This is a genomic window from Amycolatopsis sp. NPDC026612, assembly GCF_040638285.1.
Classification (GTDB): Bacteria; Actinomycetota; Actinomycetes; order Mycobacteriales; family Pseudonocardiaceae; genus Amycolatopsis.
Genome location: NZ_JBEZYB010000053.1, coordinates 25,118 through 47,178, shown reverse-complemented (window position 1 = coordinate 47,178; position 22,061 = coordinate 25,118). Strand labels below are relative to the sequence as shown.

General features: G+C 70.6%; 21 protein-coding genes and 1 pseudogene. 8 read left to right on the top strand and 14 right to left on the bottom strand.

The features are described 5' to 3' along the window. The first annotated feature begins 23 nt into the window (after positions 1–23). On the top strand, positions 24–1,835 hold the full coding sequence (locus AB0F15_RS32880; protein ID WP_360278973.1) for a carbamoyltransferase C-terminal domain-containing protein: 1,812 nt from the start codon (positions 24–26) through the stop codon (positions 1,833–1,835). Beyond that, entirely contained in the window at positions 1,832–2,533 is a 702-nt protein-coding gene (locus AB0F15_RS32875; protein ID WP_360278945.1) for a hypothetical protein, read from the top strand. The genes AB0F15_RS32880 and AB0F15_RS32875 overlap by 4 nt, the downstream gene beginning before the upstream one ends. Here the strand turns inward: AB0F15_RS32875 and AB0F15_RS32870 are convergent. From AB0F15_RS32870 to AB0F15_RS32850, 5 genes and pseudogenes are all read right to left on the bottom strand, one after another. After that, complete coding sequence (locus AB0F15_RS32870; protein WP_360278943.1) at positions 2,499–3,125, bottom strand: TIGR03085 family metal-binding protein; 627 nt, start codon at positions 3,123–3,125, stop codon at positions 2,499–2,501. The two genes, AB0F15_RS32875 and AB0F15_RS32870, sit on opposite strands and share 35 nt — an antisense overlap. Positions 3,126–3,172: 47 nt before the next feature. Continuing rightward, positions 3,173–4,560: pseudogene (locus AB0F15_RS32865) on the bottom strand (glutamate decarboxylase). Between the two features lie 73 nt (positions 4,561–4,633). After that, the gene (locus tag AB0F15_RS32860; RefSeq protein WP_360278941.1) at positions 4,634–5,110 is read right to left on the bottom strand and encodes a DNA starvation/stationary phase protection protein; all 477 of its coding nucleotides are present in this window, start codon (positions 5,108–5,110) and stop codon (positions 4,634–4,636) included. Between the two features lie 46 nt (positions 5,111–5,156). Further along, on the bottom strand, positions 5,157–5,579 hold the full coding sequence (locus tag AB0F15_RS32855; protein WP_360278969.1) for an organic hydroperoxide resistance protein: 423 nt from the start codon (positions 5,577–5,579) through the stop codon (positions 5,157–5,159). Between the two features lie 216 nt (positions 5,580–5,795). Next, positions 5,796–6,368 carry an NAD(P)H-dependent oxidoreductase gene (locus tag AB0F15_RS32850; RefSeq protein ID WP_360278939.1) on the bottom strand — a complete coding sequence of 191 codons (573 nt, stop codon included), beginning with the start codon at positions 6,366–6,368 and terminating at the stop codon, positions 5,796–5,798. 127 nt (positions 6,369–6,495) lie between these two features. Between AB0F15_RS32850 and AB0F15_RS32845 the strand changes: the two genes are divergently transcribed. Beyond that, positions 6,496–7,548 (top strand): alpha/beta hydrolase, encoded by a 1,053-nt coding sequence (locus AB0F15_RS32845; RefSeq protein ID WP_360278936.1) that lies wholly within the window; start codon positions 6,496–6,498, stop codon positions 7,546–7,548. A 67-nt stretch (positions 7,549–7,615) separates the two neighbouring features. Here AB0F15_RS32845 and AB0F15_RS32840 read toward each other — a convergent pair whose 3' ends face one another. The 3 genes from AB0F15_RS32840 to AB0F15_RS32830 all read right to left on the bottom strand — a co-directional run bounded on the left by AB0F15_RS32840 (position 7,616) and on the right by AB0F15_RS32830 (position 10,643). After that, on the bottom strand, positions 7,616–8,137 hold the full coding sequence (locus tag AB0F15_RS32840) for a hypothetical protein (RefSeq protein ID WP_360278933.1): 522 nt from the start codon (positions 8,135–8,137) through the stop codon (positions 7,616–7,618). 399 nt (positions 8,138–8,536) lie between these two features. Further along, positions 8,537–9,136 (bottom strand): TetR family transcriptional regulator, encoded by a 600-nt coding sequence (locus tag AB0F15_RS32835; protein WP_360278931.1) that lies wholly within the window; start codon positions 9,134–9,136, stop codon positions 8,537–8,539. Further along, a complete protein-coding gene (locus tag AB0F15_RS32830) occupies positions 9,117–10,643 on the bottom strand; it encodes a DHA2 family efflux MFS transporter permease subunit (protein WP_360278928.1) in 1,527 nt (508 codons plus the stop codon). The genes AB0F15_RS32835 and AB0F15_RS32830 overlap by 20 nt, the downstream gene beginning before the upstream one ends. Positions 10,644–10,827: 184 nt before the next feature. Between AB0F15_RS32830 and AB0F15_RS32825 the strand changes: the two genes are divergently transcribed. Continuing rightward, positions 10,828–11,967, top strand: a complete 1,140-nt coding sequence (locus tag AB0F15_RS32825) for an MFS transporter (RefSeq protein ID WP_360278966.1) — start codon at positions 10,828–10,830, stop codon at positions 11,965–11,967. Positions 11,968–11,994: 27 nt separating this feature from the next. Here the strand turns inward: AB0F15_RS32825 and AB0F15_RS32820 are convergent, their stop codons facing one another. Together AB0F15_RS32820 and AB0F15_RS32815 are read right to left on the bottom strand one after the other, a co-directional pair. Beyond that, on the bottom strand, positions 11,995–12,375 hold the full coding sequence (locus AB0F15_RS32820) for a hypothetical protein (RefSeq protein WP_360278926.1): 381 nt from the start codon (positions 12,373–12,375) through the stop codon (positions 11,995–11,997). A 15-nt stretch (positions 12,376–12,390) separates the two neighbouring features. Next, entirely contained in the window at positions 12,391–13,581 is a 1,191-nt protein-coding gene (locus tag AB0F15_RS32815) for an RtcB family protein (protein WP_360278923.1), read from the bottom strand. 383 nt (positions 13,582–13,964) lie between these two features. On the opposite strand from AB0F15_RS32815, the gene AB0F15_RS32810 reads away from it, so the two are divergent. Continuing rightward, the gene (locus AB0F15_RS32810) at positions 13,965–14,414 is read left to right on the top strand and encodes a hypothetical protein (protein WP_360278920.1); all 450 of its coding nucleotides are present in this window, start codon (positions 13,965–13,967) and stop codon (positions 14,412–14,414) included. A gap of 105 nt (positions 14,415–14,519) precedes the next feature. Here AB0F15_RS32810 and AB0F15_RS32805 read toward each other — a convergent pair whose 3' ends face one another. Together AB0F15_RS32805 and AB0F15_RS32800 are read right to left on the bottom strand one after the other, a co-directional pair. Continuing rightward, the gene (locus tag AB0F15_RS32805) at positions 14,520–15,560 is read right to left on the bottom strand and encodes an aspartate-semialdehyde dehydrogenase (protein WP_360278917.1); all 1,041 of its coding nucleotides are present in this window, start codon (positions 15,558–15,560) and stop codon (positions 14,520–14,522) included. Then, on the bottom strand, positions 15,560–16,825 hold the full coding sequence (locus tag AB0F15_RS32800) for an aspartate kinase (RefSeq protein ID WP_360278914.1): 1,266 nt from the start codon (positions 16,823–16,825) through the stop codon (positions 15,560–15,562). The genes AB0F15_RS32805 and AB0F15_RS32800 overlap by 1 nt, the downstream gene beginning before the upstream one ends. A 228-nt stretch (positions 16,826–17,053) precedes the next feature. On the opposite strand from AB0F15_RS32800, the gene AB0F15_RS32795 reads away from it, so the two are divergent. Beyond that, positions 17,054–17,644 (top strand): nitroreductase family protein, encoded by a 591-nt coding sequence (locus tag AB0F15_RS32795; RefSeq protein WP_360278912.1) that lies wholly within the window; start codon positions 17,054–17,056, stop codon positions 17,642–17,644. Here AB0F15_RS32795 and AB0F15_RS32790 read toward each other — a convergent pair. Continuing rightward, positions 17,641–18,345 (bottom strand): helix-hairpin-helix domain-containing protein, encoded by a 705-nt coding sequence (locus AB0F15_RS32790; protein WP_360278909.1) that lies wholly within the window; start codon positions 18,343–18,345, stop codon positions 17,641–17,643. The genes AB0F15_RS32795 and AB0F15_RS32790 overlap by 4 nt on opposite strands. 83 nt (positions 18,346–18,428) lie before the next feature. Next, positions 18,429–18,797, bottom strand: a complete 369-nt coding sequence (locus tag AB0F15_RS32785) for a hypothetical protein (protein WP_360278906.1) — start codon at positions 18,795–18,797, stop codon at positions 18,429–18,431. Positions 18,798–19,025: 228 nt separating this feature from the next. On the opposite strand from AB0F15_RS32785, the gene leuA reads away from it, so the two are divergent. Continuing rightward, positions 19,026–20,786 (top strand): 2-isopropylmalate synthase, encoded by a 1,761-nt coding sequence (gene leuA, locus AB0F15_RS32780; RefSeq protein ID WP_360278904.1) that lies wholly within the window; start codon positions 19,026–19,028, stop codon positions 20,784–20,786. A gap of 3 nt (positions 20,787–20,789) precedes the next feature. Beyond that, positions 20,790–21,761, top strand: coding sequence for a YafY family protein (locus AB0F15_RS32775; protein ID WP_360278901.1), 972 nt, complete (start codon positions 20,790–20,792; stop codon positions 21,759–21,761). The last annotated feature ends 300 nt before the right edge of the window (positions 21,762–22,061 follow it).

Here is a 22,061-nt window from a genome sequence, read left to right as displayed (position 1 = left end):
CTGCACACTGGGAGAAGGAAGTCATGTACGTACTGGGCATCAGCAGGGTCCACGACTCGGCCGCGGCGCTCGTGCGCGACGGCGAGATCATCGCCTTCGCCGAAGAAGAACGCTTCACGCGCGTCAAGCACGACGGCGGCTTCCCCGCCGAGGCCATCAAGTTCTGCCTCGACCGCGGCGGGATCACCCTGGCCGACGTCGACCACGTCGCCTACTACTGGCAGCGCTGGAAGGAAGGGATCCACGCGGCCAAGGTGTTCGCGCGGTACTTCCCGGGCACCCTGGACGTCTTCCGCAACGCCAACGGCGACGAGGGCGGCCGGTCCGCGGGGATGGTGGACACGTTCAAGACCGGCGGCGGCTCGGGCAGCGACGACTACCACGTCGGCGGCGCGGTCCTCGCGCACCTCAAGCGGTCCTACACCCTCGCGCAGGACGTCAAGGACGCCGCGGGGTGGACCGGCCCCACGAAGTTCAAGACGCACCTCGTCGACCACCACCGCGCGCACGCGGCCAGCGGCTACTTCATCTCGCCGTGGGACGAGTCGGCCGTGCTCACCTTCGACGGCATCGGCAGCGACGGCACGGCCACCTACCTCGCGCACGGCCGCGGCAACCGGATCGCCGACCTGCGGCGGATCAAGTTCCCGCACTCCCTGGGCGCGATGTACGCCGGCGTCACCGGGTACCTCGGCTTCTACCCGACCCGCGACGAGGGCAAGATCATGGGCCTCGCGCCGCTGGGCGAGGACACCTACGTCGACGCGTTCAAGCAGCTGATCCACCTCGACGAGGACGGCGGCTTCGAACTGGACCTCAGCTGGTTCGGCCACCACCGCACCGGCAAGCACGTGCTGGCGAAGAAGTTCACCGACACCTTCGGCCCGGCGCGGCCGAAAACCCGCGTCACGGCGGAGAACCCGGTGCCGCAGCACTACTGCGACATCGCCTACGCCCTCCAGGTGACGCTGGAGGAAGCCGGCCTGCACCTCGCGCGGTGGCTCCAGCGCGAGACCGGCTCGAAGCGGCTCTGCGTCGCCGGCGGGGTCGCGCTGAACAGCGTCATGAACGGCCGGATCCTGCTGGAGACGCCGTTCGAAGACTTCTTCGCCCAGCCCGCGGCGGCCGACGACGGCTGCGCACTCGGCGCCGCACTGGAGGTGTCGGTCGGCAAGTACGGCAAGCCGCGCCCGCGGGACGGCTACACCTACACCGGCCCGGACTACACCGAAGCCGAGATGGAAGTGGCGTTGCAGGACGCCGGAGTCCAGTACACCCGCGTCGCCGACATCGCCGCGCACACGGCCGCGAAGGTGGCAGAAGGGCGGATCGTCGGCTGGGTGCAGGGGCGGATGGAGTGCGGGCCACGCGCTCTGGGGAACCGGTCGCTCATCGCCGACCCGCGGGACCCGGAGTCGAAGACCCGGATGAACGAGAAGGTCAAGCACCGCGAGGCGTTCCGCCCGTTCGCGCCCTCGTGCCTGGTGGAGCGGGCGGGCGAGTACTTCGTCAGCGACTACCCGTCGCCGGTGATGCTGCTGGTGTTCGACGTGCTGCCGGACAAGCGGGCCGAGGTCCCGGCGATCACCCACGTCGACGGCACCGCGCGCGTGCAGACGGTCAGCCGGGAGGACAATCCGCTGTACTGGCGGATGATCAGCGAGTTCGAGCGGCTCACCGGCGTCCCGATGGTGGTCAACACGTCGTTCAACGACAACAACGAGCCGATCGTCGCCAGCCCGCAGGACGCCATCGCCTGCTACCTGAAGACCGACGTCGACGCGCTGGCCCTCGGCCCGTTCTGGGTCGAGAAGCCGCGGCTGGAGGAAGAGTGACGGTCCTGGATTCACCCGGTTTGGTCGCCGCGCTGTACCGGCGGCGGCAGTGGCTGTGGCTGGTGGCCGCCGTCCCCGCGGTGGTCACCGCGCTGCTGATCATGGTGGTGCTGCCGCCGGACCAGACGCTGGACAACATCGGCGACTGGGCGTTCAAGCTGTGCCCGTTCGTCTTCGCGGTGCTCACCGTGTCGCTGTTCCCCCGCGGGCGGTTCGGGCCGGCCCTGATCGTGTTCGCGGTGTTCGTCTACATGTCCTACTTGGACACCGAGCTGGTGATGCGGGTCCAGCAGTTCGCCCGTGAAGCGCCCACGAACGACGACGCGTTCCAGCCGGTGTACCAGTTCGAGCTGTTCGTGACGACGTTCATCGTGCTGTTCGCGCTGCTGGCCTACCGCCTCGGCGGCGGCCGCACGGCGAACGTGCTCAAGACCGGCATCGCGGCGATCCTGGTGGTGATCTCCGGGGTGAACGACCTGACGTTCTGGGCGCTCAACGACGTCTGGGCCGCGGGCACGAAGCCGGTCGAGCTGAAGTGGGCGTCGCACATGATCGTGTTCCTCGGCGGGCCGCCGAGCGTGCCGGCCGCGGTCGCGTTCATGGCCGTGCACCTGGTGCTGGCCGCGGTCGTGGTCGCGCTGCCGGTGGGGCGGTGGGTGTCGGTCAGAGTCCGCGGTTCGCAGCCTGCAGCTTCGTGACGGCGGCCGCGTCGCCCTCGAAGTCCAGGGTGACGGCGTCGCGGCCGAACACGAACAGCAGGAGGTCGACGGGGGCGCCGACAACGGTGACCGGATCCGGCCCGGTCTTCACGGCGGCCTCGCGGCCGTCGGGCGTCTTGAGCGTCACGCCGACGGGCGCCTTGCGAAGGTTGAGCTTGGCGGCCTGTTTCGCCGAGCGCCAGGCGGCGGCGTCCCGCGTCGGGTCGGCGGGCCGCGGCGTCCAGTCCGGCTGCGCGCGCCGGACGTCTTCGTGGTGGACGAGGAATTCGGCGGTGTTGGTCAGCTCGTCGAGCGGGCCGATGGCGGTGGGCCAGAACTTCGACGGTCCCCGGCGCACCTGGTCGACCAGGCTCACCCACGGTTTCGCCGCGTACCGGTCCTGGACCTTCTGCGTGTACCCGGCGAGCGCGGGCACGAGGATCCCCGGCGCGGCGTCCGGCCGGTGCTCGCGCACGACGAGGTGCGCGGCGAGGTCCCGCGTGGTCCAGCCGTCGCACAACGTCGGTGCGTCCGGTCCGAGGTCTTCGAAGAGCGCACTCAGCGCCCGGCGTTCGTCAGCAGCGACACCCATGGCGTCGACGCTACCCGTCGGTAGCCGCGCTGGCGACGGGATGTGAGCTAGTGGTGGAACGCCGTCGCCTTCGCCGGGTCCTTCGGACGGCCGCCGAGCTGCGCCAGCTCCGGCAGCACCCGGGCCAGGTCGGCCAGCAGCAGGTCCGCCAGGTCGTGGGTGAAGCCGTTGCGGACCACGATCCGCAGCACCGCCAGGCCGTCCGGTTCTCCGGGAATGTGTACGCCGGGACCAGCCAGCCCCGCTCACGCAGCCGGCGGGACACGTCGAAGACGTCGAAGCCGACGTCCGCGCGGGTCGTGAACGCGAAGACCGGCAGCTGGTCGCCGCTGGTCAGCAACGAGAACGGGCCGAGGGCGGCGATCCCGGAAGACAGGTGCACGGCGACGTCGCGCGAGGCCTGCTGCACCGCGCGGAAGCCTTCGCGGCCGAGCCGCACGAACGTGTAGTACTGGGCCGCGACCTCGGCGCCCGGGCGGGAGAAGTTCAACGCGAACGTCGGCATGTCCCCGCCGAGGTAGTTGACGTTGAACACCAGCTCGGCCGGCAGCGCGGCCTTGTCGCGCCAGATCACCCAGCCGACGCCCGGGTACACGAGCCCGTACTTGTGGCCGGAGGTGTTGATCGACGCCACGCGCGCCAGCCGGAAGTCCCACACCAGGTCCGGGTCGAGGAACGGCGCGATCATCGCGCCCGAAGCGCCGTCGACGTGCACCGGGACGTCCCAGCCGGTGCGTTCTTCCAGCGCGTCCAGCGCTGCGGCGATCTCCGCGACCGGCTCGTAGCTGCCGTCGAAGGTGGAGCCGAGGATCGCGACGACGCCGATGGTGTTCTCGTCGCAGCGCGCCACCGCTTCGTCGGCGGTGAGGTGGAAGCGGTCGCCGTCCATCGGCACCAGCCGCGGCTCGACCTCCCAGTACTCGCAGAACTTCTCCCAGCACACCTGGACGTTGGCGCCCATCACCAGGTTGGGTTTCCCGCCGCGGCCGAGGCGGGCCCAGCGCCGCTTCAACGCCATTCCGGCGAGCATGCAGGCTTCGGACGAACCGGTCGTCGAGCAGCCCATGATGTCCGCGGGATCCGGCGCGTGCCACAGGTCGGCGAGGATGTTGACGCAGCGCCGCTCCAGCTCGGCCGTCTGCGGGTACTCGTCCTTGTCGATCATGTTCTTGTCGACGCACTCGGCCATCAGCTCGCGGGCCTGCGGCTCCATCCACGTCGTGACGAACGTGGCGAGGTTGAGCCGCGCGTTGCCGTCCAGCATCAGCTCGTCGCGCACGAGCTGCAGCGCGGTGTCCGGCGGCAGTGAGTCCTCGCGCAGCTTGTCGTGCGGCATGACGAACCCGGCCGCGAGCGCCGGGTTCGCCCCGGCGTAGAGCGGGTTCGTCCCGGCTGTGCGGTTCGGGCGGCCGGTTTTCCCCTGATGCAAGACCATGCCACCGAACGTACTGAGCCGGGCAACACGAAAGGGGCCGCTCCGTCCGGAACGACCCCTTTGGCGAGAAAAATCAAGCCTGCTGGGCCTGCCACATCCAGTGCGCCTCTTCCAGCGCCCGGGTGATCTCGATCAGCAGGTCCTGCGTGACGAGGTCGCTCTTGTCGGTCTCGTCGATGCGCTGGCGCAGCCGCTCGATGAGCGACGCGAGGATGTCGACGATCGCGGCGACCGTGGACTCGACCGACTGCCAGTTGTCCGGGTACTCGGGCACGCCCGAGCTCTCGACGACGGTCTTCGCCTTGCCGTTCGGCGAGATGCCGATGGCGTTGGCGCGCTCGGCGACCTCGTCGACGTACTGGCGCGCGGTGTTCACGAGCTCGTCGAGCTGCAGGTGTGCACTGCGGAAGTTCGACCCGACGACGTTCCAGTGCGCCTGCTTGGCGATGAGGGACAGGTCGACCAGGTCGACCAGCGTCGCCTGGAGGGCGTTGCCGGTGATCTCCTTGTCGGCCTCGGAAAGCGGGCTCTTGATCGGAGACTTGCTCATCTGGCGGAATCCTTTCCTCGTACTGGTGCGGACGGAGGGAGGCGGGTCAGACGGTGGCGGACAGCGCGACCTCGATGTTGCCGCGGGTCGCGTTGGAGTAGGGGCACACCTGGTGCGCCTGCTCGACCAGCTGGTCGGCCTGGGCCTGCTCGAGGCCCGGCAGCGAGACGTTCAGCGCGACCCCGAGGCCGAACCCGGCCTCCTGCTTGAGCACGCTGACCTCCGCGGTCACCGTCGAGCCGTTCAACGTCACCTTCGCCTGGCGGGCGACCAGCTGCAGGGCGCTGTGGAAGCAAGCCGAGTAACCGGCGGCGAACAGCTGCTCGGGGTTGGTCTTGTCCCCACCGGGGCCACCCATCTCCTTCGGGATGGCCAGCGACTCGTCGATGACGCCGTCGGACGACGTCACTTCGCCGTTCCGGCCGTCGCCCCGTGCCGTCGCCACCGCGGTGTAGATCGCCTGACCCATGTTCAGCCTGCCTTCTGTCGCGGACACTCCGCAGCGAGCGTCTCACTGGACACAACATCCCGCACCCGCGGAACGGTGCCCCCACATGGCAGGCATCACGTCACTGGCGTACCCGGCGGCCCCCGGGCGAAACCTCCGCTTGGCCCAGCATGCGGGGCCTCACGCCGTCGCGTCCGGCCAACTCACCGCCCGGACCGGCCAACTCGCCGACGTTCCTCATGCAGCGCGCATCACCGCGAATTCGGCGACCTGCCGCCCGATCAGGCGAAGGGTGCGGACGCTCTTTTCGTCCGACGCGCCGCCGGCTTCGTCGAACTTGGTCTCGGCCGAGTTGATCGAACCGCCCAGCGGGGTCGCCCAGCCGCGCAGGGCGTGCGTGATCGTGCGGAGCTGTTCGAGCGTGGTCACCGCGGCCTGCCAGCCGTACGCGACGGCGGCGAGGCCGACCGCGCGGCCGTCGAGGTAGGGGCGGCGGTCGTCCCGCAGGTCCTCGGCGTAGTCCAGGGCGTTCTTGACCAGGCCGGACAGCGCGCCGTGGTAGCCGGGCGAGACGACGATGAGCCCGTCCGCTGCCCGGATGGCCTCCACCAGCCGTGTCGCGCGCTCGTCGCGCTCCGGGACGCCGGTGTCGTAGAACGGCAGCACGAGGTCCGGGCCGGCGAGCAGCCGGGTCCGGGCCCCCGCTTCGGCCGCGCTGCCGAGCGCGATCCGCAGCGCGCGTTCGGATTGCGAGCCCTCGCGCAGAGAGCCGCCGATCCCGAGCACGTTGACCGTCCTGGCTGAAGTCACGCTTTCCAGGCTAACCCCTCCAGTTCACTGGAGGACCAGACTCTGGGACGGAGGTCCTGGTCACAGCTGGACCGGTTACCTACTGGCAAGTAACCTCCAGGGGAGTCCCCGCGCTTATGGAGGAACCATGGCGATCCCGCTCCCCGTCCGTGTCCAGGCGGCCGCGTCGCAGCTCGCGTACTGGCTGCCCGCACCGGTGCGACGGGCGGTCGCGGGCCGGCCGGTCCGCATCGACGGCCAGGACCTCGCGCTCGACGCCCAGCTGCTGCTCCGGCTGCAGAAGATCGCGCGCGCCGACCTGGTGCGCGGTTCGGTCGAGGAGTCGCGGACCCTGCTCGACGGGAGCAGGCACCTGGTCAGCGGCCGGCCGATCGAGCCGGTTTCGGTGCGGGAGACAGCGGTTCCGACGCCCGACGGCGATCTTCCGGCGACCCTCTACACGCCGGCCGGGCTGCCGGAGAAGTCGCCGCTGCTGGTGTTCTTCCACGGCGGCGGCTGGGTGATCGGCACCCGTTCGAGCCATGACAACGCCGTCCGCTTCCTGGCCAAGCACGCCGGCGTGCGGGTGCTGTCGATCGAATACCGGCTGGCGCCGGAGTTCCCCTTCCCGGCGGCGACGGAAGACACGCTGGCGGCGTTCGAGTATGCCGTGGCGAAGGCGGCCGACCTGGGCGCCGACCCGGCGCGGATCGCCGTCGGCGGCGACAGCGCGGGCGGCAACCTCGCCGCCGTGACCGCCCAGCAGGCCGTGCGCCGCGGCGGCCCGGTACCGGCGTTCCAGCTGCTGATCTACCCGGCGACGGACTTCGCGCGGCGTTACCGCTCGCAGGACCTGTTCGCCGAGGACCTCTTCCTGACCGACGTGCACATGAAGTGGTTCGAAGGCCACTACGTGCCCGAAGGCACCGACCTGACCGATCCGCGGCTCTCGCCGCTGCACGCGGACGACCTGAGCGGCCTGCCGCCCGCCCTGATCGTCACGGCGGGTTTCGACCCCCTGCGCGACGAAGGCGAGGCGTACGCGAAGAAGCTCGCCGACGCCGGGGTCGACGTCGCGGTCCGCCGCCACGACGACCTGATCCACGGGTTCGTCAACTTCACCGGCGTCGGCAACCGCTTCCGCGAAGCACTGGCGGAGACGGCGGGCGCCCTGCGCCAGGGACTGTCCAAAGCGCACTGAAAGCGAACCCGGAGCCCGGCGCGGAGAAATGTCCGCGGCCGGGCTCCGGGGCCCCTGTTTTCGGTGGCTACGACCCTGGAACCGGCAGCGGCAGCGGCAGCGCCGGCACCGGCAGGGAACCGAGGAGACCGCCCAAGATGCCGGTGACGGCACCGAGCAGGGCCTTCAGGAGGTCGCTGACGATCTTCAGCGGACCGGGCAGGTCCGGGATCGGCGGCAGCGGCAACGGCGGCAGCTGGCGAGGCTTGGCCGTCGGGTTCGCCAGCAGCCTGGTGGACTCGTCGGCGCGGCCCTTGGCCAGGCCGGCCAGCTGCTGCGTGTCGGTCTGGACCGTGTAGCGCTTGCCGGCCGCGATGTCCGCGAGCACCGGGCTCAGCCGGCCCAGATCCGTCCGCGTGGCGCCGACGTCACCGGCGTAAGCCACCTTGGTGAGGTCGTCACGCATCTGGAGCACCTGCGCGGCGAGGGCCTGGGTGCTGGAGGAACCCTTGCCCCCCTCCGGGCTCGCCGACGCGATCCCCGCCGTTCCGACCGCCAGCAGACTGGCTGCGGCTACCAGGGCGATGACTCGCCCGAACTTGACTTTCATTTTTTACCTCCTGGCCTCGGGAGACCTGACGGGGTAAATCGATACCCGCCGTATCGGAGATAAGCCAGCCGATCACCGTTTCGGGGTGTTTAACACCCTTACGTGCCGGATCTGAATGAAGTGAACTGGCCCGCATTTGATTAACGGCGAGCCCTTGCCCCTCCCCCCGGAGATCATCATGACCGATTCCGAAGGTCACTGCTGGTAGCATCTGTCCACTATGGAGCGAATGGGTTACCCACCCGAGTGTAAACGGTGATCATTTAGCTTCATCACTCCGTCGGACAGCGCGTCTCGACTGCTCCAGATGGGGCTCTCCCCACGCTCATCCCGCCACCCACACGGTCCCCCCGAGGTGGATGCGCAAATGCGAAATCAATTCCGAAATCGGACCGACCCTCAGAGCGGCAGCCCCGCGTCCAGGTGGGCGACGGCTTCGTCGATGACCACCAACGTGTCGGCCTCGGGATCCGCCGCCGCACCGAGGAACGCCGCCATGACCACGCCGACCACCGCGCCGGCCCAGTTGCGGACCGCGAAGTCGTCCGCGGACCTGCCGGTGCGCCGGGCGGCCAGGCCGGCCAGCAGGTCGATGCCCTCCGCGAACTTGTCCATGACCGCGGTGCGCAGCTCGGGCTCCCGGAACACCAGCATCTGCCGCCGGCGTTCGTCCTCCCACAGGTCGGCGGGGATCTGCTCGCGGATGGTGTCCATGGTCGCCCGCAGCGCGCCGATCGGGCTCAGCTCGGGCGGTTGCGCGAGCGCGGCCTCGATGAGCACCGGGTCGAACGGGTCGTAGAGCACGGTCGCTTCCTTCGTCGGGAAGTACCGGAAGAAGGTGCTGGGCGAGATCTCCGCCGCGGCCGCGATCTGGTCCACCGTCGTGGCGCCGTAGCCCTGCTCGTGGAACAGCCGCAACGCGTGCCGCTGGATCGCGGCGCGCGTCCTGGCCTTCTTCCGCTCCCGCAGTCCCGTGGGCTCAGCCGGCGACGATGTCATGCTCCGATTCTCGCGGCACCGCTCCGGTGGCCGCCCGGCCGGGCAGGAACACCAGCGTGAGCAGCGCCCCGGCGACGCCGAGGCCGGCGCACACCCACAGCGTCGCGGCCATGCCGTCGGTGAACGCGGCCCGTGCGGACGCGGCGAGCCCGGGCAGGTGGAGCTGCCCCGCCACGGCGACCGCGCCGGAGGCACTGCCGCGCACGGCGTCGGCGACCGGCGCGGGCAGGCCCCGGACGTCGACGCCGTCGCGGTAGACGCCGTTGAGCACCGTGCCCAGCACCGCGACACCGATGGTGCCGCCGACCTGCCGCAGCACCTGGATCAGCGCCGACCCGGCCCCCGAGCGCCCCTCGGTCAGCGCCCCCATCGCCATCGTCATCAGCGGCGGAAGCGTGGCGCCGGTGCCCAGGCCGATGACGACCTCCCAGCCCACGGTGGCGCCGTAGCCGCCCGACGGCGACGTCGTCGAGCCCCACGCCAGCCCGGCCGCGAGCAACACGAATCCGCCCGCGACGACCGCGCGCACCCCCACGGCGGCCACCAGCCGCTCGGCGAGCTTCGCCGAAACCAGCATCCCGCCGATCAGCGGCAGCAGCCGCACCCCGGTCTGCAGCGCGTCGGCCCCCTGCACCGCCTGGAACAGCTGCGGCAGCACGAACAGCAGGCCCATCAGCGCGAAGGACGCCACCGTGGCCAGCACCGCACCCCAGACGAACCGCGGCTCGCGGAACAACGCGAGGTCGGTCAGCGGCGCGGCCACCCGCGTCTGCGTCCAGCAGAACACCGCCACCAGCGCGGCACCCAGCCCGATCAGGCCGTAGGTCACCGGATCGGCCCAGCCGTGCTCGCCGGCGTGGACGAACCCGTAGGTGAGCGCGACCAGCCCGGCCGCCGACAGCGCGATGCCCGTGAAGTCGATCCGGCCCCGGCCGGAGCCCCGGGTGACCGGCAGGAGGAACAGCACCGCGCCGACACCGACCGCGGTCAGCGGGACGTTGATGAGGAACACCGAGCCCCACGCGAAGCGGTCGAGCAGCCACCCGCCGAGCAACGGGCCGAGCGGGATGCCCACGAACATCGCCAGCACCCACGTCGTCAGCGCCTTCGCCCGCTCCTCCGGCGGGAACAGGATGTTCAGCAGCGACAGCGAGAGCGGGATGAGGAACGCGGCGCCCACGCCGAGCACGACGCGGGCGGCGATCAGTTCGCCCGGCGAACCGGCGTAGGCGCACCACAACGAGGCCAGCCCGAACACCACGAGCGCGCCGAGCAGTAGTTTCTTCGGGCCGAACCGGTCGCCGAGCAGGCCGGCGGGGAGCAGCAGCGCGGCCAGCGCCAGCGTGTAGGCGTTGCCGAACCACTGCAGCTGCGTGGTCGTGGCGCCGAGGTCGACGGCCAGGGTCGGCACGGCGACGTTGAGGACGGTCAGGTCGAGGCCGATGGTCAGCAGGCTCACCGCGAGCGCGCCGAGTGCCCACCACCTGCGTGGATGCCCTTGAGTCATAGCGACCCCCAATTGATAGTTACTACCAAGTGAGAGTAGCTCTCATTATTTTCTCGCGCCAGAGGTTTTCGCCGGGGAAACATGTTGCACGCCCGTACCAACTTGGGTTCTCATCGAGGACGTGCCTCTGCAGCCGTACCGCCGGGTGCTCTCCGTCCCCCGCGTCCCCTCGACGATGGCCTTGATGTTCCTGGCCCGCCTTCCGATGACCATGAACGGCGTCCTGATGACGCTGTACGTGGTCACCGGCCTCGGCCGCGGCTACGGCGCCGCCGGCCTGGTCGGCGGCGCCGTGACCCTCGGGATGGCGCTCGGCGCGCCGCTGCTGGGCCGCTGCCTCGACCGGTACGGGCTGCGTCCGGTCGTCGCGGTCTGCGGGATCGGCACGACGGCGTTCTGGGTCGCCGCGCCGCACCTGCCGTTCGAGGCGCTCGCCGTGGTCGCGGTCGCCGGCGGGATGCTTTCGGTGCCGGCCGGCTCGCTGGCCCGGCAGGTCCTGGCCACGCTCGTGCCGTCCGAGGAGCGCCGCGCGGCCTACTCGCTCGACACCATTTCGATCGAAGTGACGTTCATGATCGGCCCGGCGGCCGGCATCGCGGCGATCACGGCGTTCTCGCCGACGTGGACGCTCACCGGGCTCGGCGCGCTGTTCGGCGGCACGGCGTTCCTCATCTGGCTGATCGACCCGCCGATCCGCGAAGGGGCGGCCGATGCGGCCGACCGCGGCATCCGGCCACCGTTGCGGAGCTGGCTCACCGGGCGGCTCCTGGCGACGCTGCTGATCGCGGGCGGCGCGTTGTTCGTGCTCGTCGGCACCGAACTGTCGACACTGGCGGCCCTGCGCGCGAACGGCGAGCTCGGCGTGACCGGGCTGGTCATCGCGGTGATGTGCACGGCATCGATCCTCGGCGGCGTCGTGCACGGCGCGGTGAAACGCTCACTGCCGCAGGGCGTGCTGATGCTGCTGCTCGCGCTGCTGGTGGTGCCGGTCGGCCTGGCGGACCGGCCGTGGTGGCTGCTGATGGTGGTGCTGATCCCGACCAACCTGCTGTGCGCACCGACGCTGGCGGCGACGACCGAGACGGTCAGCCGGATCGCCCCGCCGCAGGTCCGCGGCGAGGCGATGGGGCTGCAGGACACCTTCACGCGGCTCGGCCTGGCGGCGGGCGGCCCGGTGGTCGGTTTCGCGATCGACCACTCGAGCCCGGCGTGGGGCTTCGCCGCGGCCGGGGTCGGCGGCCTCGTACTGGCCTCGGCCGGGTTGCTCCACCGCCGGGCGACGGCACCTGCTCCGGAGCCCGCGCTGGCCGAGAGCTGCCCCTAGCTGTGCGCTGTCCAGGCGCGAAACCCACTAGCCGCAGGCGGCGCGGAGGGCGTCGAGCTTCCTGACGTTGCGCTGCACCCACTGGGCCACGACGCCGGCGTCTTCAATGCGTTCCTTCTGCACCTGGACGTAGGAGTCGGCCATGCCGAGCAGCGCGTTCTTGACGTCCTGGTCCTGGACGTCGCCCGCGAGCTCGCGCAGCCGCTTCTCTTTGTCTTCGGCGCGCGCCTTGAACTTGGCCGGGTCGACCAGCGGGTTCAGGTCGGCGAGCCCGAGCGCCTCGGTGCACGCGGCGACCTTGTCCGCTGTCCTGCTCCCCTGGTCGACCGCGCCGCTGACCTGGTCGCACCCGCTCAGCAGCAGTGCGGCCGCGGCCAGCAGCGCGGCTGTCGTTCCACCCCTCGTCATGGCGTCAACGTACCGTCAGCCCTTGACGCAGACCACCTGCTTGAGGTGCGCCACGACCTCGACCAGGTCGGTCTGCGCGCGAATCACCGTTTCGATGTCCTTGTACGCCGCCGGGATCTCGTCGACCACGCCGGAGTCCTTGCGGCACTCGACGCCGGCCGTCTGCGCCGCGAGGTCGTCGACGGTGAAGAGCTTCTTCGCCTTGTTCCGCGACATCCGCCGCCCGGCGCCGTGCGAAGCCGACTGGAACGACGAGTCGTTGCCCAGCCCGCGGACGATGTACGAACCGGTCCCCATGCTGCCCGGGATGATCCCGAGGTCACCCGAGCCGGCGCGGATCGCCCCCTTGCGGGTGACGAGCAGCTCGACGCCGTCGTAGGTCTCCTCGGCGACGTAGTTGTGGTGGCACGAAATCGCGTCGTCGAAGGTCGTGCCCGGGACGACGTCCTTCAGCGCCTGCTTCACCAGGGCGACCATCGTGGCGCGGTTGCGCGCCGCGTAGTCCTGCGCCCAGAACAGGTCGCGCCGGTAGGCCTGCATCTCCGGCGTGCCGGCGACGAACACCGCGAGGTCGGGGTCGGGCAGGTCGGCGTTGTGCGGGAGCTTGCGCGCGACGGCCATGTGCCGCTCGGCCAGCTCCTTGCCGATGTTGCGCGAACCCGAATGCAGCATCAGCCAGACCCGGCCCTCGTCGGCACCGCCCTGCTCGAGGCAGACCTCGATGAAGTGGTTCCCGCCCCCGAGGCTGCCGATCTGCCGCGCGGCCCGGTCGTGCAGCTCCTGGACGCCGGTGTGCAGCTCGCCGAACCGCTTCCAGAAGGCGTCCCAGCCACCGACGCCGTGCACCTTCGCCGGGTTCACGGGCGTCTTGTGCAGCCCGAAACCGACGGGCACGGCGCTTTCGACGCGCCGGCGCAGCTTGCCGAGGTCGTCGGGCAGGTCCTTCGCGGTGAGCGACGTCCGGACGGCGCTCATCCCGCACCCGATGTCGACGCCGACCGCGGCCGGCGAGACGGCGTCGCGCATGGCGATGACGCTGCCGACGGTGGCGCCCTTGCCGTAGTGGACGTCGGGCATCACGGCGACGCCGTGCACCCACGGCAGGTTCGCGACGTTGTGCAGCTGCCGCATGGCCTGGTCTTCGACGGAAGCGGGATCCGCCCACATCCGGATCGGGACACGGGCGCCTTCGACAGCGGTGTACATGGTTTTCCTCCCCTGAACTTGCTTGCGAGGCATAGGATCTCCCGCGGAAGCGAATCGGACAAGGCGATTTTCGATCGTCCACTGTGGAGGCCCGGCACCGGCAGCTCCCCCGCCCATCCCTGGGGGGCGTCCCCTTGGCCAGTCTACCGGCGGCTGCCGACGAAAAGCCGGTTTCCACCCCTCGGGCGCCGACCTGTCCACAACCGGAAGCCGCTGTGGACAACCAGCCGGGTACGCCGGTCGGGGAGCTGAAGCACCGGTGTTCGGCACTCCTTGCCACCGCCGAACGGCAGTGGCTGCGCGATTGGCTCGCCGAGCGGGAGGGCGATCCCGACGCCACCCCTCGTGCAGGCGCAGACGTTCGTCGCCATGGCCTGGCAGCGGTGTACCGGCCGCGCGCGGCCGGTACACCGAACTCGCCGAAGCGGATCCGACGCCGTGGGCGACCCTCGTCACCGCCTCCATGGGGCTCGGCGTCCCGCACCAGCCCCTTCGACGGGATTTGGTCGGGCCTCATCGTCCGCGCGCCCACCCACCGGCCCGGTCACGACCGTGCCCTCAGCTACTGGTGCCCGAAGTGGCACGGCACCGAAGAGCGCCTGCTCGACTTCGCGGCCGGGACCGCGGCTCTCGCGCCGTCGTTGACGCCGCTGCCCCTGCGGGCGGCCTTCGAGATGGCGATGGAGGGCAACCCGATCTGGCGCAGCCGCTACGTCCAGGAGGCCCTCGACGCAGCCTTGCCTGGCTGGACGGCGAAGGCGCCGAGCACCCCGCGATCAGGGGAGATCGCGGGCACGCCGACGGGTACGTCTGGAACTTCACGACCGACGTGACCCGATCCGCGGATCCCGTGAAGCAGTTCGCCTCCCTGCGCCCCCAGACCTGCCGGGACGCGTGAAGGCCCCTCACCACGTCCGTGAGGGGCCTCGGGCACGACGTCAGAGCTGCTGGGCGATCAGCTCCGCGATCTGCACGGCGTTGAGCGCCGCGCCCTTGCGCAGGTTGTCGTTCGAGATGAACAGCGCCAGGCCGCGGCCGCCCTCGACGCCCTGGTCGAGGCGGATCCGGCCGACGTAGCTCGGATCGTTGCCCGCCGCCTGCAGCGGGGTCGGGATCTCCGAGAGCTCGACGCCCGGAGCGTGCGACAGCAGCTCCGTCGCGCGCTCGACCGACAGCGGCCGGTCGAACTGCGCGTTCACCGAGATCGAGTGCCCCGAGAACACCGGCACGCGCACGCAGGTGCACGAGACGCCGAGCCCCGGGATGCTCAGGATCTTGCGGCTCTCGTTGCGGAACTTCTTCTCCTCGTCCGTCTCCAGCTCGCCGTCGTCCACAATGGATCCGGCCATCGGGAGGACGTTGAACGCGATCGGCCGGACGTACTTCTCCGGCTTCGGGAAGTCGATCGCCGCGCCGTCGTGGGTCAGCAGCGACGCGTGCTCGGCGGCCGCCTGGACCTGGCCGGCGAGCTCGTCGACGCCGGCCAGCCCGCTGCCGGACACCGCCTGGTACGTCGACGCGACCAGCCGGACCAGCCCGGCTTCGTCGTGCAGCGGCTTCAGCACCGGCATCGCGGCCATCGTGGTGCAGTTGGGGTTCGCGATGATCCCCTTGCGCGCTTCCTTGATGGCTTCGGGGTTGACCTCGCTGACGACCAGCGGCACGTCCGGGTCCATCCGGAACGCCGACGAGTTGTCGATCACCGTGACCCCGGCCGCGGCGAACCGCGGCGCCTGCGCCTTCGACGTCGAGCCGCCCGCCGAGAACAACGCGATGTCCAAACCGGACGGGTCCGCGGTCGAGGCGTCCTCGATCGTGATTTCGGTGTCGCGCCAGGGAAGCTTCGACCCCGCCGAGCGCGCCGAGGCGAAGTAGCGCAGCTCGGCGATCGGGAACTCCCGCTCCGCCAGCAGCTTGCGCATCACCGCACCGACCTGGCCGGTCGCGCCGACCACCCCGATCCGCAGCCCGTCCGCCATCAGCGACCACTCCCCGCGTAGACGACGGCTTCTTCGTCGCCGCCGAGTTCGAACGCCTCGTGGATCGCGCGCACGGCGTCGTCGAGCTGCGCGTCGCGGATCAGCACCGAGATGCGGATCTCCGAGGTGTTGATGATTTCGATGTTGACGCCGGCCTCGGCCAGCGCTTCGCAGAACGTCGCCGTGACACCCGGGTGCGAGCGCATCCCGGCGCCGACCAGCGACACCTTGCCGACGTGGTCGTCGTAGAGGACCGACTCGAAGCCGATCTCCGCCTTGACCTTCTCCAGTTCCTTGACGGCCTTGGCGCCGTTGGCCTTCGACAGCGTGAACGTGATGTCGGTGCGGCCGGAGACGGTGCTGGACACGTTCTGCAGCACCATGTCGATGTCGATCTCGGCGTCGGCGATCACGCGGAAGATCCGGGCCGCGGCACCGGTGTGGTCCGGCACCCCGGTGACCGTGATCTTGGCTTCGGAGCGGTCGTGCGCCACACCGGTGATCAGGGCTTGTTCCACGGGGATCTCCTCGATAGAACCGGTCACCGTCGTGCCCGGCTTGTCGCTGTAGGAAGAACGGACTCGGATCGGGACGCCGTAGCGGCGCGCGTACTCGACCGAACGCAGGTGCAGGATCTTCGACCCGCTCGCGGCGAGCTCGAGCATCTCTTCGTACGTGACGGAGTCGAGCTTCTTCGCGTCCGGCACCACCCGCGGGTCGGCCGTGTACACACCGTCCACATCGGAGTAGATCTCGCAGACGTCGGCGTTCAGCGCGGCGGCCAGCGCGACGGCGGTGGTGTCCGAGCCGCCGCGGCCCAGCGTGGTGATGTCCTTGGTGTCCTGCGCGACGCCCTGGAAGCCCGCGACCAGCGCGATGTAGCCCTGGTCCAGCGCCTCGGTGACCCGGCTCGGGGTGACGTCGATGATGCGCGCGTTGCCGTGCACCGACGTCGTGACGACGCCGGCCTGCGAACCGGTGAACGACCACGCCTCGGCGCCCTGGGCCGCGATCGCCATCGCGACCAGCGAGTTCGAGATGCGCTCACCGGCGGTGAGCAGCATGTCCATTTCCCGCTCCGGCGGCGCCGGGTTGACCTGCTGGGCGAGGTCGAGCAGCTCGTCGGTGGTGTCACCCATCGCCGAGCAGACGACGACGACGTCGTTGCCCGCCTTCTTCGTCGCGACGATCCGCTCCGCCACGCGCTTGATCCGGTCGGCACTTTCCAGCGACGATCCGCCGTACTTCTGGACCACGAGGGCCACGCCCGAACCTCCTCGCGGGCCGGGCGGCTCCCTGGTGGGCACCGGAGAGCCCCCGCGTCCCATGATGTGAAGAGGAGCCTACCGGGGCTTCAGCGGCCTGCCACCCTCTTGACGTGGGGCGCACCCCGCGTGCGGGCCTCGCGGAAGTAAATCTTCCGCAACACCAACGAAATGCGCGGAGCCCTTCCTCCCGAGTGATGCAGCGCACTCCCGGCTACGGTGGGGGTCGTGCGGAAACCAGCTGTGACGAGCGTCCCGATCGCGACTCTGATGGCCGAGCGGTGGAGCCCGCGGGCTTACGACGAGACAGCCGTAGTCACCCCGAAGCAGGTGCGCGCGCTGCTGGAGGCGGCCCGCTGGGCGCCGTCGTTCGGCAACACCCAGCCGGCCCGTTACCTGGTCGGCGTCCGCGGCACCCCGTCGTTCGACGCGATCCTGGCGACGCTCAATTCGGGCAACCAGGCCTGGGCGCACCGCGCGAGCCTGCTGCTGATCGGCGTGATGGTGACGACGAACCCGAAGGGTCCGGTGCCGTACGCCGAGTACGGGCTCGGGCTGGCTTCGGAGAACCTCGTGCTGCAGGCGGTGGAGCTGGGGTTGATCGCCCACCAGATGGCGGGCTTCTCGCCGGACGTCGTGCGCGCTTCGTTCGACCTCCCGGACGACGCGGTCCCGAAGGTGGCCATCGCGGTCGGGTCGCCTGCCGAGCCGGACGTGCTGGAGGAGGAGCGGCGGATCGAGCGGGAGAGAGCGGAACGCGTGCGGATCCCGCTGGCCGAGTTCGCGTTCACCGGCTCCTGGGGCGAGCCGGCGCTCTAGCGCGGTAAGACCACGGCCCGGTCGCGGACGCGGTCCCAGGCGGCGACGGGCACGGCGGTGAAGACGTCGTCGACGGCGGCGAATCCGCCGGCCGCGGCCCGGACCTCGACGATCACTTGGGCGGTGGCGGCGTCGAGCCCGCAAACCGAGGCGATCACCTCCGCCGGCGCGCTGTTGAGGTCGACGAGCCCGCCGTCGTCGTAGTTCCGCGGCAGGTCGGGGCGCCCGACGCGCAGGTCGCGCGCGATGAGGGGGTCTTCGGTGGCGAGCTTCCGGGCCTCGGTGCGGCGTTGCCTCGCGGCGAGCGCGGCGGCCAGGGCCGGGTCGGGGCCGTCGAGGCGTTCACCGGGAACCTGCCGCAGGATCTCGCGCCGCAGCCTGCCCTGCTGGATGCAGCCGACCACGATCAGGACGATGCCGAGGATCAGCGCGGCCGTGGTGAGCAGGTTCCCGGCCGCGCCGACCACTTTGCCTTTGGCGTCCGTTGGCGCGAGCGACAACAGCACGCCCATGGCCACCGCCGCCGCCGCGAAGACGACCGCCCGGACGTAGAGCGGCTTGCGACCGAGCCGGACGGCGGCGTGCACGAACGGCACCCACGCGAAGAACCCGAACGAAATGATGGTGACGACGAAGTACCAGCGGCTCAAGAAGCGGGCCACCGCGCCCGGCGAGGCCACGACGGGCTGGGAAACGGACATGATCAGCACTCCTTCCGGCGTGCTGATGTCGCGAGGGCGCGACAGTGCGTTACGAGGCCGCGCCGATCGTGATCACCGCGAAATCAGGAAGCCCCGCCCACCCGGCGGATGACCTTGGCCAGGATCCCGGACACCACGAGCCAGAAGATCGCCGCGATGCCGTAGTTCACCAGGACGCGCAGCTTCTCGTCACTCGGTGTGAACAGGTCGCTGAAGCCGAGCGCCAGGCTGTCCGCCCAGGACTTGACGAACGAGACGATGCCGTTCGCCGGGTTGGCCGAGCCGACCGTGAAGATCACGTGGATCACCAGCAGGGCCGCGAAGACCAGCCCGATCCAGCGGACGATCGACGCCACCACCGAAGCCACTTTGCCCCCGGTCTGGCGCCAGTCGACGGCGGCGCGACGGGAGACGCGGGTCTCCTCCGACGACGACTCTGCGTGTTCACCCATGCCCGCAGTTTCGCACGGTGCCAGGCCGATTGCTACCCACAGGTAACCGAGTGGGTCACGGTTGCGTCGCGGCCCGGCTTCCCTCAGCCCGCGCTCCCTGGTTATGGTGGGTTCGTGGCGCGTGCTCTCCTGCTTCGCTGCCGCGACGGGGCCTGACCGGACCGGCTCCCCGTCGCGGGGCTTCGTGGTGCCGGTCGCACCCGTCGAGCTGGAGACACTCCAAATCCCATGAGCAAGATCCGCAAACCTTCTCGTACCGCGCCCGCTGACCAGCCCGTCTGGAACACCCAGCGCGGCACGTCCATGCCGGTGCACCGCTACCGCCCCTGGTACGACCTGGTCGAGAACATCGACCTGCCCGACCGCACCTGGCCCGAAAAGCGCATCGACCGCGCGCCGCTGTGGTGCGCCGTCGACCTGCGGGACGGCAACCAGGCCCTGATCGACCCGATGTCGCCCGCGCGCAAGCGGAAGTTCTTCGACCTGCTCGTCCGCATGGGGTACAAGGAGATCGAGGTCGGCTTCCCGGCCGCGTCGCAGACCGACTTCGACTTCGTCCGCGAGATCATCGACGAGGGCGCCATCCCGGACGACGTCAGCATCCAGGTGCTGACCCAGTGCCGCCACGAGCTGATCGAGCGGACCTTCCAGGCCCTCGAAGGCGCGCCTCGCGCGATCGTCCACATCTACAACTCGACGTCGATCCTGCAGCGCCGGGTGGTCTTCCGCGAGGAGCGCGAAGGCATCAAGAAGATCGCGACGCAGGCCGCGGAACTGGTCGTCGAGCTGGCCGCGAAGCAGCCCGACACCGACTTCCGCTTCCAGTACTCACCGGAGTCCTACACCGGCACCGAGCTGTCCTACGCGCTCGAGGTCTGCAACGCCGTCACCGAAATCTGGCAGCCGACGCCGGAGAAGCCGGTGATCCTGAACCTGCCGGCGACCGTCGAGATGGCCACGCCGAACGTCTACGCCGACTCGATCGAGTGGATGAGCCGGAACCTGGCCCGCCGGGACTCGGTGATCCTGTCGCTGCACCCGCACAACGACCGCGGCACCGGCATCGCCGCCGCCGAGCTCGGCTACCAGGCCGGCGCGGACCGGATCGAAGGCTGCCTGTTCGGCAACGGCGAGCGCACCGGCAACGTCGACCTGGTCGCGCTGGGCATGAACCTCTACAGCCAGGGCATCGACCCGCAGATCGACTTCTCCGACATGGACGAGATCAAGCGGACGGTCGAGTACTGCAACCAGCTGCCGGTCCCCGAACGGTCGCCGTGGGGCGGCGACCTGGTGTTCACCGCCTTCTCCGGCAGCCACCAGGACGCGATCAACAAGGGCCTCGACGCGTTGAAGGACGCCGCCGGCAAGGCGGGCGTACCCATCGACGAGTACCCGTGGGAGGTCCCGTACCTGCCGATCGACCCGAAGGACGTCGGCCGCACGTACGAGGCCGTGATCCGGGTGAACTCGCAGTCCGGCAAGGGCGGCGTCGCCTACATCATGAAGGCCGAGCACCAGCTCGACCTGCCGCGGCGGCTGCAGATCGAGTTCTCGAAGGTCATCCAGCGCTACACCGACACCGAGGGCGGCGAGGTCGACCCGGCCACGATGTACAACGCCTTCTCGGCCGAGTACCTGGAGCTGAAGACGCCGCTGGAGCTGGTCCGCCAGCACGTGCGCGACAACGGCGACGGCGAGTACGACATCACCGCGACCGTGCGGGTGGAGGGTGACGAGCACGAGGTCACCGGCCGCGGCAACGGCCCGATCGCGGCGTTCTTCGACGCGCTGTCGACGGTGGGCTTCGACCTGCGGCTGCTGGACTACAGCGAGCACACGCTCTCGCCGGGCGACGACGCGCGCGCCGCGTCGTACATCGAGTGCGCGATCTCCGACCGGGTGTTCTGGGGCATCGGGATCGACCCGTCGATCGTCACGGCGTCGCTGCGCGCGGTCGTCTCGGCGGTGAACCGCGCCAACCGGTAACCGGTGAAAGCCGAGCGGCTGGTCGCGCTGCTGTTCACGCTGCAACGGCGGCGCAGCGCGACCGCCGCCGAGCTGGCCGAGGAGCTGGGCGTCTCCGAGCGCACCATGCACCGCGACCTGGCGGCCCTGCGCGACGCGGGCGTTCCGCTGTGGACCGAACAGGGCCGGCACGGCGGCTTCCGGCTGGTCGACGGCTGGCGAGCGGGGCTCGACGGACTCACCGCGCGCGAGGCCGTCGCGCTCTTCGCGCTCGGCGTGCCGGACGCGCTCGCCGGGCTGGGCCTGGACACCGCGGGCAGCGCGGCGCGCGCGAAGGTGTCCGCGGGCATGCCCCCTGAGCTGCGAGAACACGCGGCGCTGGTCGCCGGCCGGTTCCACCTGGACGCACCGGGCTGGTTCGGCGGCCCCGACGAGCCACCGGCGCTGGCGGCGGTGGTCCACGCGGTGTGGACGCAGCGACGTGTCTCGGTCGGCTACCGGCGCCGCGACAAGGTGGCATCGCGAGAGCTGGAACCGCTGGGGCTCGTGCTGAAGGCGGGCGTCTGGTACCTGGTGGCCCGGGTCGTCCCGGACGACGCGCTGCGGACGTACCGGGTGTCCCGGATCCTCGACGTCCGGTCTTCGGACGTGCCGTTCGAGCGACCACCGGACTTCGACCTGGCCCGCTGGTGGCGAGCGTCGTCGGCGACTTTCGAGCAGGTCGCGCGGCCGGTGCGGGTCAGGGCCCGGTTGCACCGCACGGCAGTCCGCGAGCTGCGCCGGGTGTTCGGCGGCGAGCACCTGGCGGACACGGTGGTGTCGCTGGGCTCGCCCGACTCGGCAGGCTGGGCCGAGGCCGAGCTCGCCCTGGAAGACGGCGAAATCGGCCTCGGTCAGCTGGTGGCGTTGAGCCCGGGTGTGGAAGTGCTGGAGCCGGCGGAGCTGCGGGCGGCGCTGGCCGCGATCGGCGCGGAGCTGGCCGCCCGCAACAGTTGATCCACAGGGTCCGGCGATTGTGGACAACCGGCGCTCCCAGCGGTCGCGCGGGTGGGTTTGCCGCACCTCACCGATAAACTGGACAAGGGCACGCCCCCAGGGAGGGCGGGGGCCCCGGCAAAGTCGATCGCGGGGGCGGGCCTCCACAGCCGGCCGCCGCCGAAACGTCACGAAACCCCCAGCCGGACCCGCCCGAGGACCCAAGCCGCCGAATCCGCGCGACTTCCCGCTCGCCGATGGCACCACCTGCCCGCCCGCAACAGCCAACTCACCGGGAACGTCGGCGAGTTGGCCGCTGCG

Bases quoted from the DNA above. Each gene is read 5' to 3' on its own strand.
- AB0F15_RS32825 (WP_360278966.1), top strand. From the start codon at position 10,828: ATGTTCCTGGCCCGCCTTCCGATGACCATGAACGGCGTCCTGATGACG.
- AB0F15_RS32790 (WP_360278909.1), bottom strand. From the start codon at position 18,345: ATGTCCGTTTCCCAGCCCGTCGTGGCCTCGCCGGGCGCGGTGGCCCGC.
- AB0F15_RS32870 (WP_360278943.1), bottom strand. From the start codon at position 3,125: ATGGGTGTCGCTGCTGACGAACGCCGGGCGCTGAGTGCGCTCTTCGAA.
- leuA (WP_360278904.1), top strand. From the start codon at position 19,026: ATGAGCAAGATCCGCAAACCTTCTCGTACCGCGCCCGCTGACCAGCCC.
- AB0F15_RS32805 (WP_360278917.1), bottom strand. From the start codon at position 15,560: ATGGCGGACGGGCTGCGGATCGGGGTGGTCGGCGCGACCGGCCAGGTC.
- AB0F15_RS32855 (WP_360278969.1), bottom strand. From the start codon at position 5,579: ATGGGTCAGGCGATCTACACCGCGGTGGCGACGGCACGGGGCGACGGC.
- AB0F15_RS32880 (WP_360278973.1), top strand. From the start codon at position 24: ATGTACGTACTGGGCATCAGCAGGGTCCACGACTCGGCCGCGGCGCTC.
- AB0F15_RS32845 (WP_360278936.1), top strand. From the start codon at position 6,496: ATGGCGATCCCGCTCCCCGTCCGTGTCCAGGCGGCCGCGTCGCAGCTC.
- AB0F15_RS32815 (WP_360278923.1), bottom strand. From the start codon at position 13,581: ATGTACACCGCTGTCGAAGGCGCCCGTGTCCCGATCCGGATGTGGGCG.
- AB0F15_RS32835 (WP_360278931.1), bottom strand. From the start codon at position 9,136: ATGACATCGTCGCCGGCTGAGCCCACGGGACTGCGGGAGCGGAAGAAG.
- AB0F15_RS32820 (WP_360278926.1), bottom strand. From the start codon at position 12,375: ATGACGAGGGGTGGAACGACAGCCGCGCTGCTGGCCGCGGCCGCACTG.
- AB0F15_RS32840 (WP_360278933.1), bottom strand. From the start codon at position 8,137: ATGAAAGTCAAGTTCGGGCGAGTCATCGCCCTGGTAGCCGCAGCCAGT.
- AB0F15_RS32785 (WP_360278906.1), bottom strand. From the start codon at position 18,797: ATGGGTGAACACGCAGAGTCGTCGTCGGAGGAGACCCGCGTCTCCCGT.
- AB0F15_RS32830 (WP_360278928.1), bottom strand. From the start codon at position 10,643: ATGACTCAAGGGCATCCACGCAGGTGGTGGGCACTCGGCGCGCTCGCG.
- AB0F15_RS32860 (WP_360278941.1), bottom strand. From the start codon at position 5,110: ATGAGCAAGTCTCCGATCAAGAGCCCGCTTTCCGAGGCCGACAAGGAG.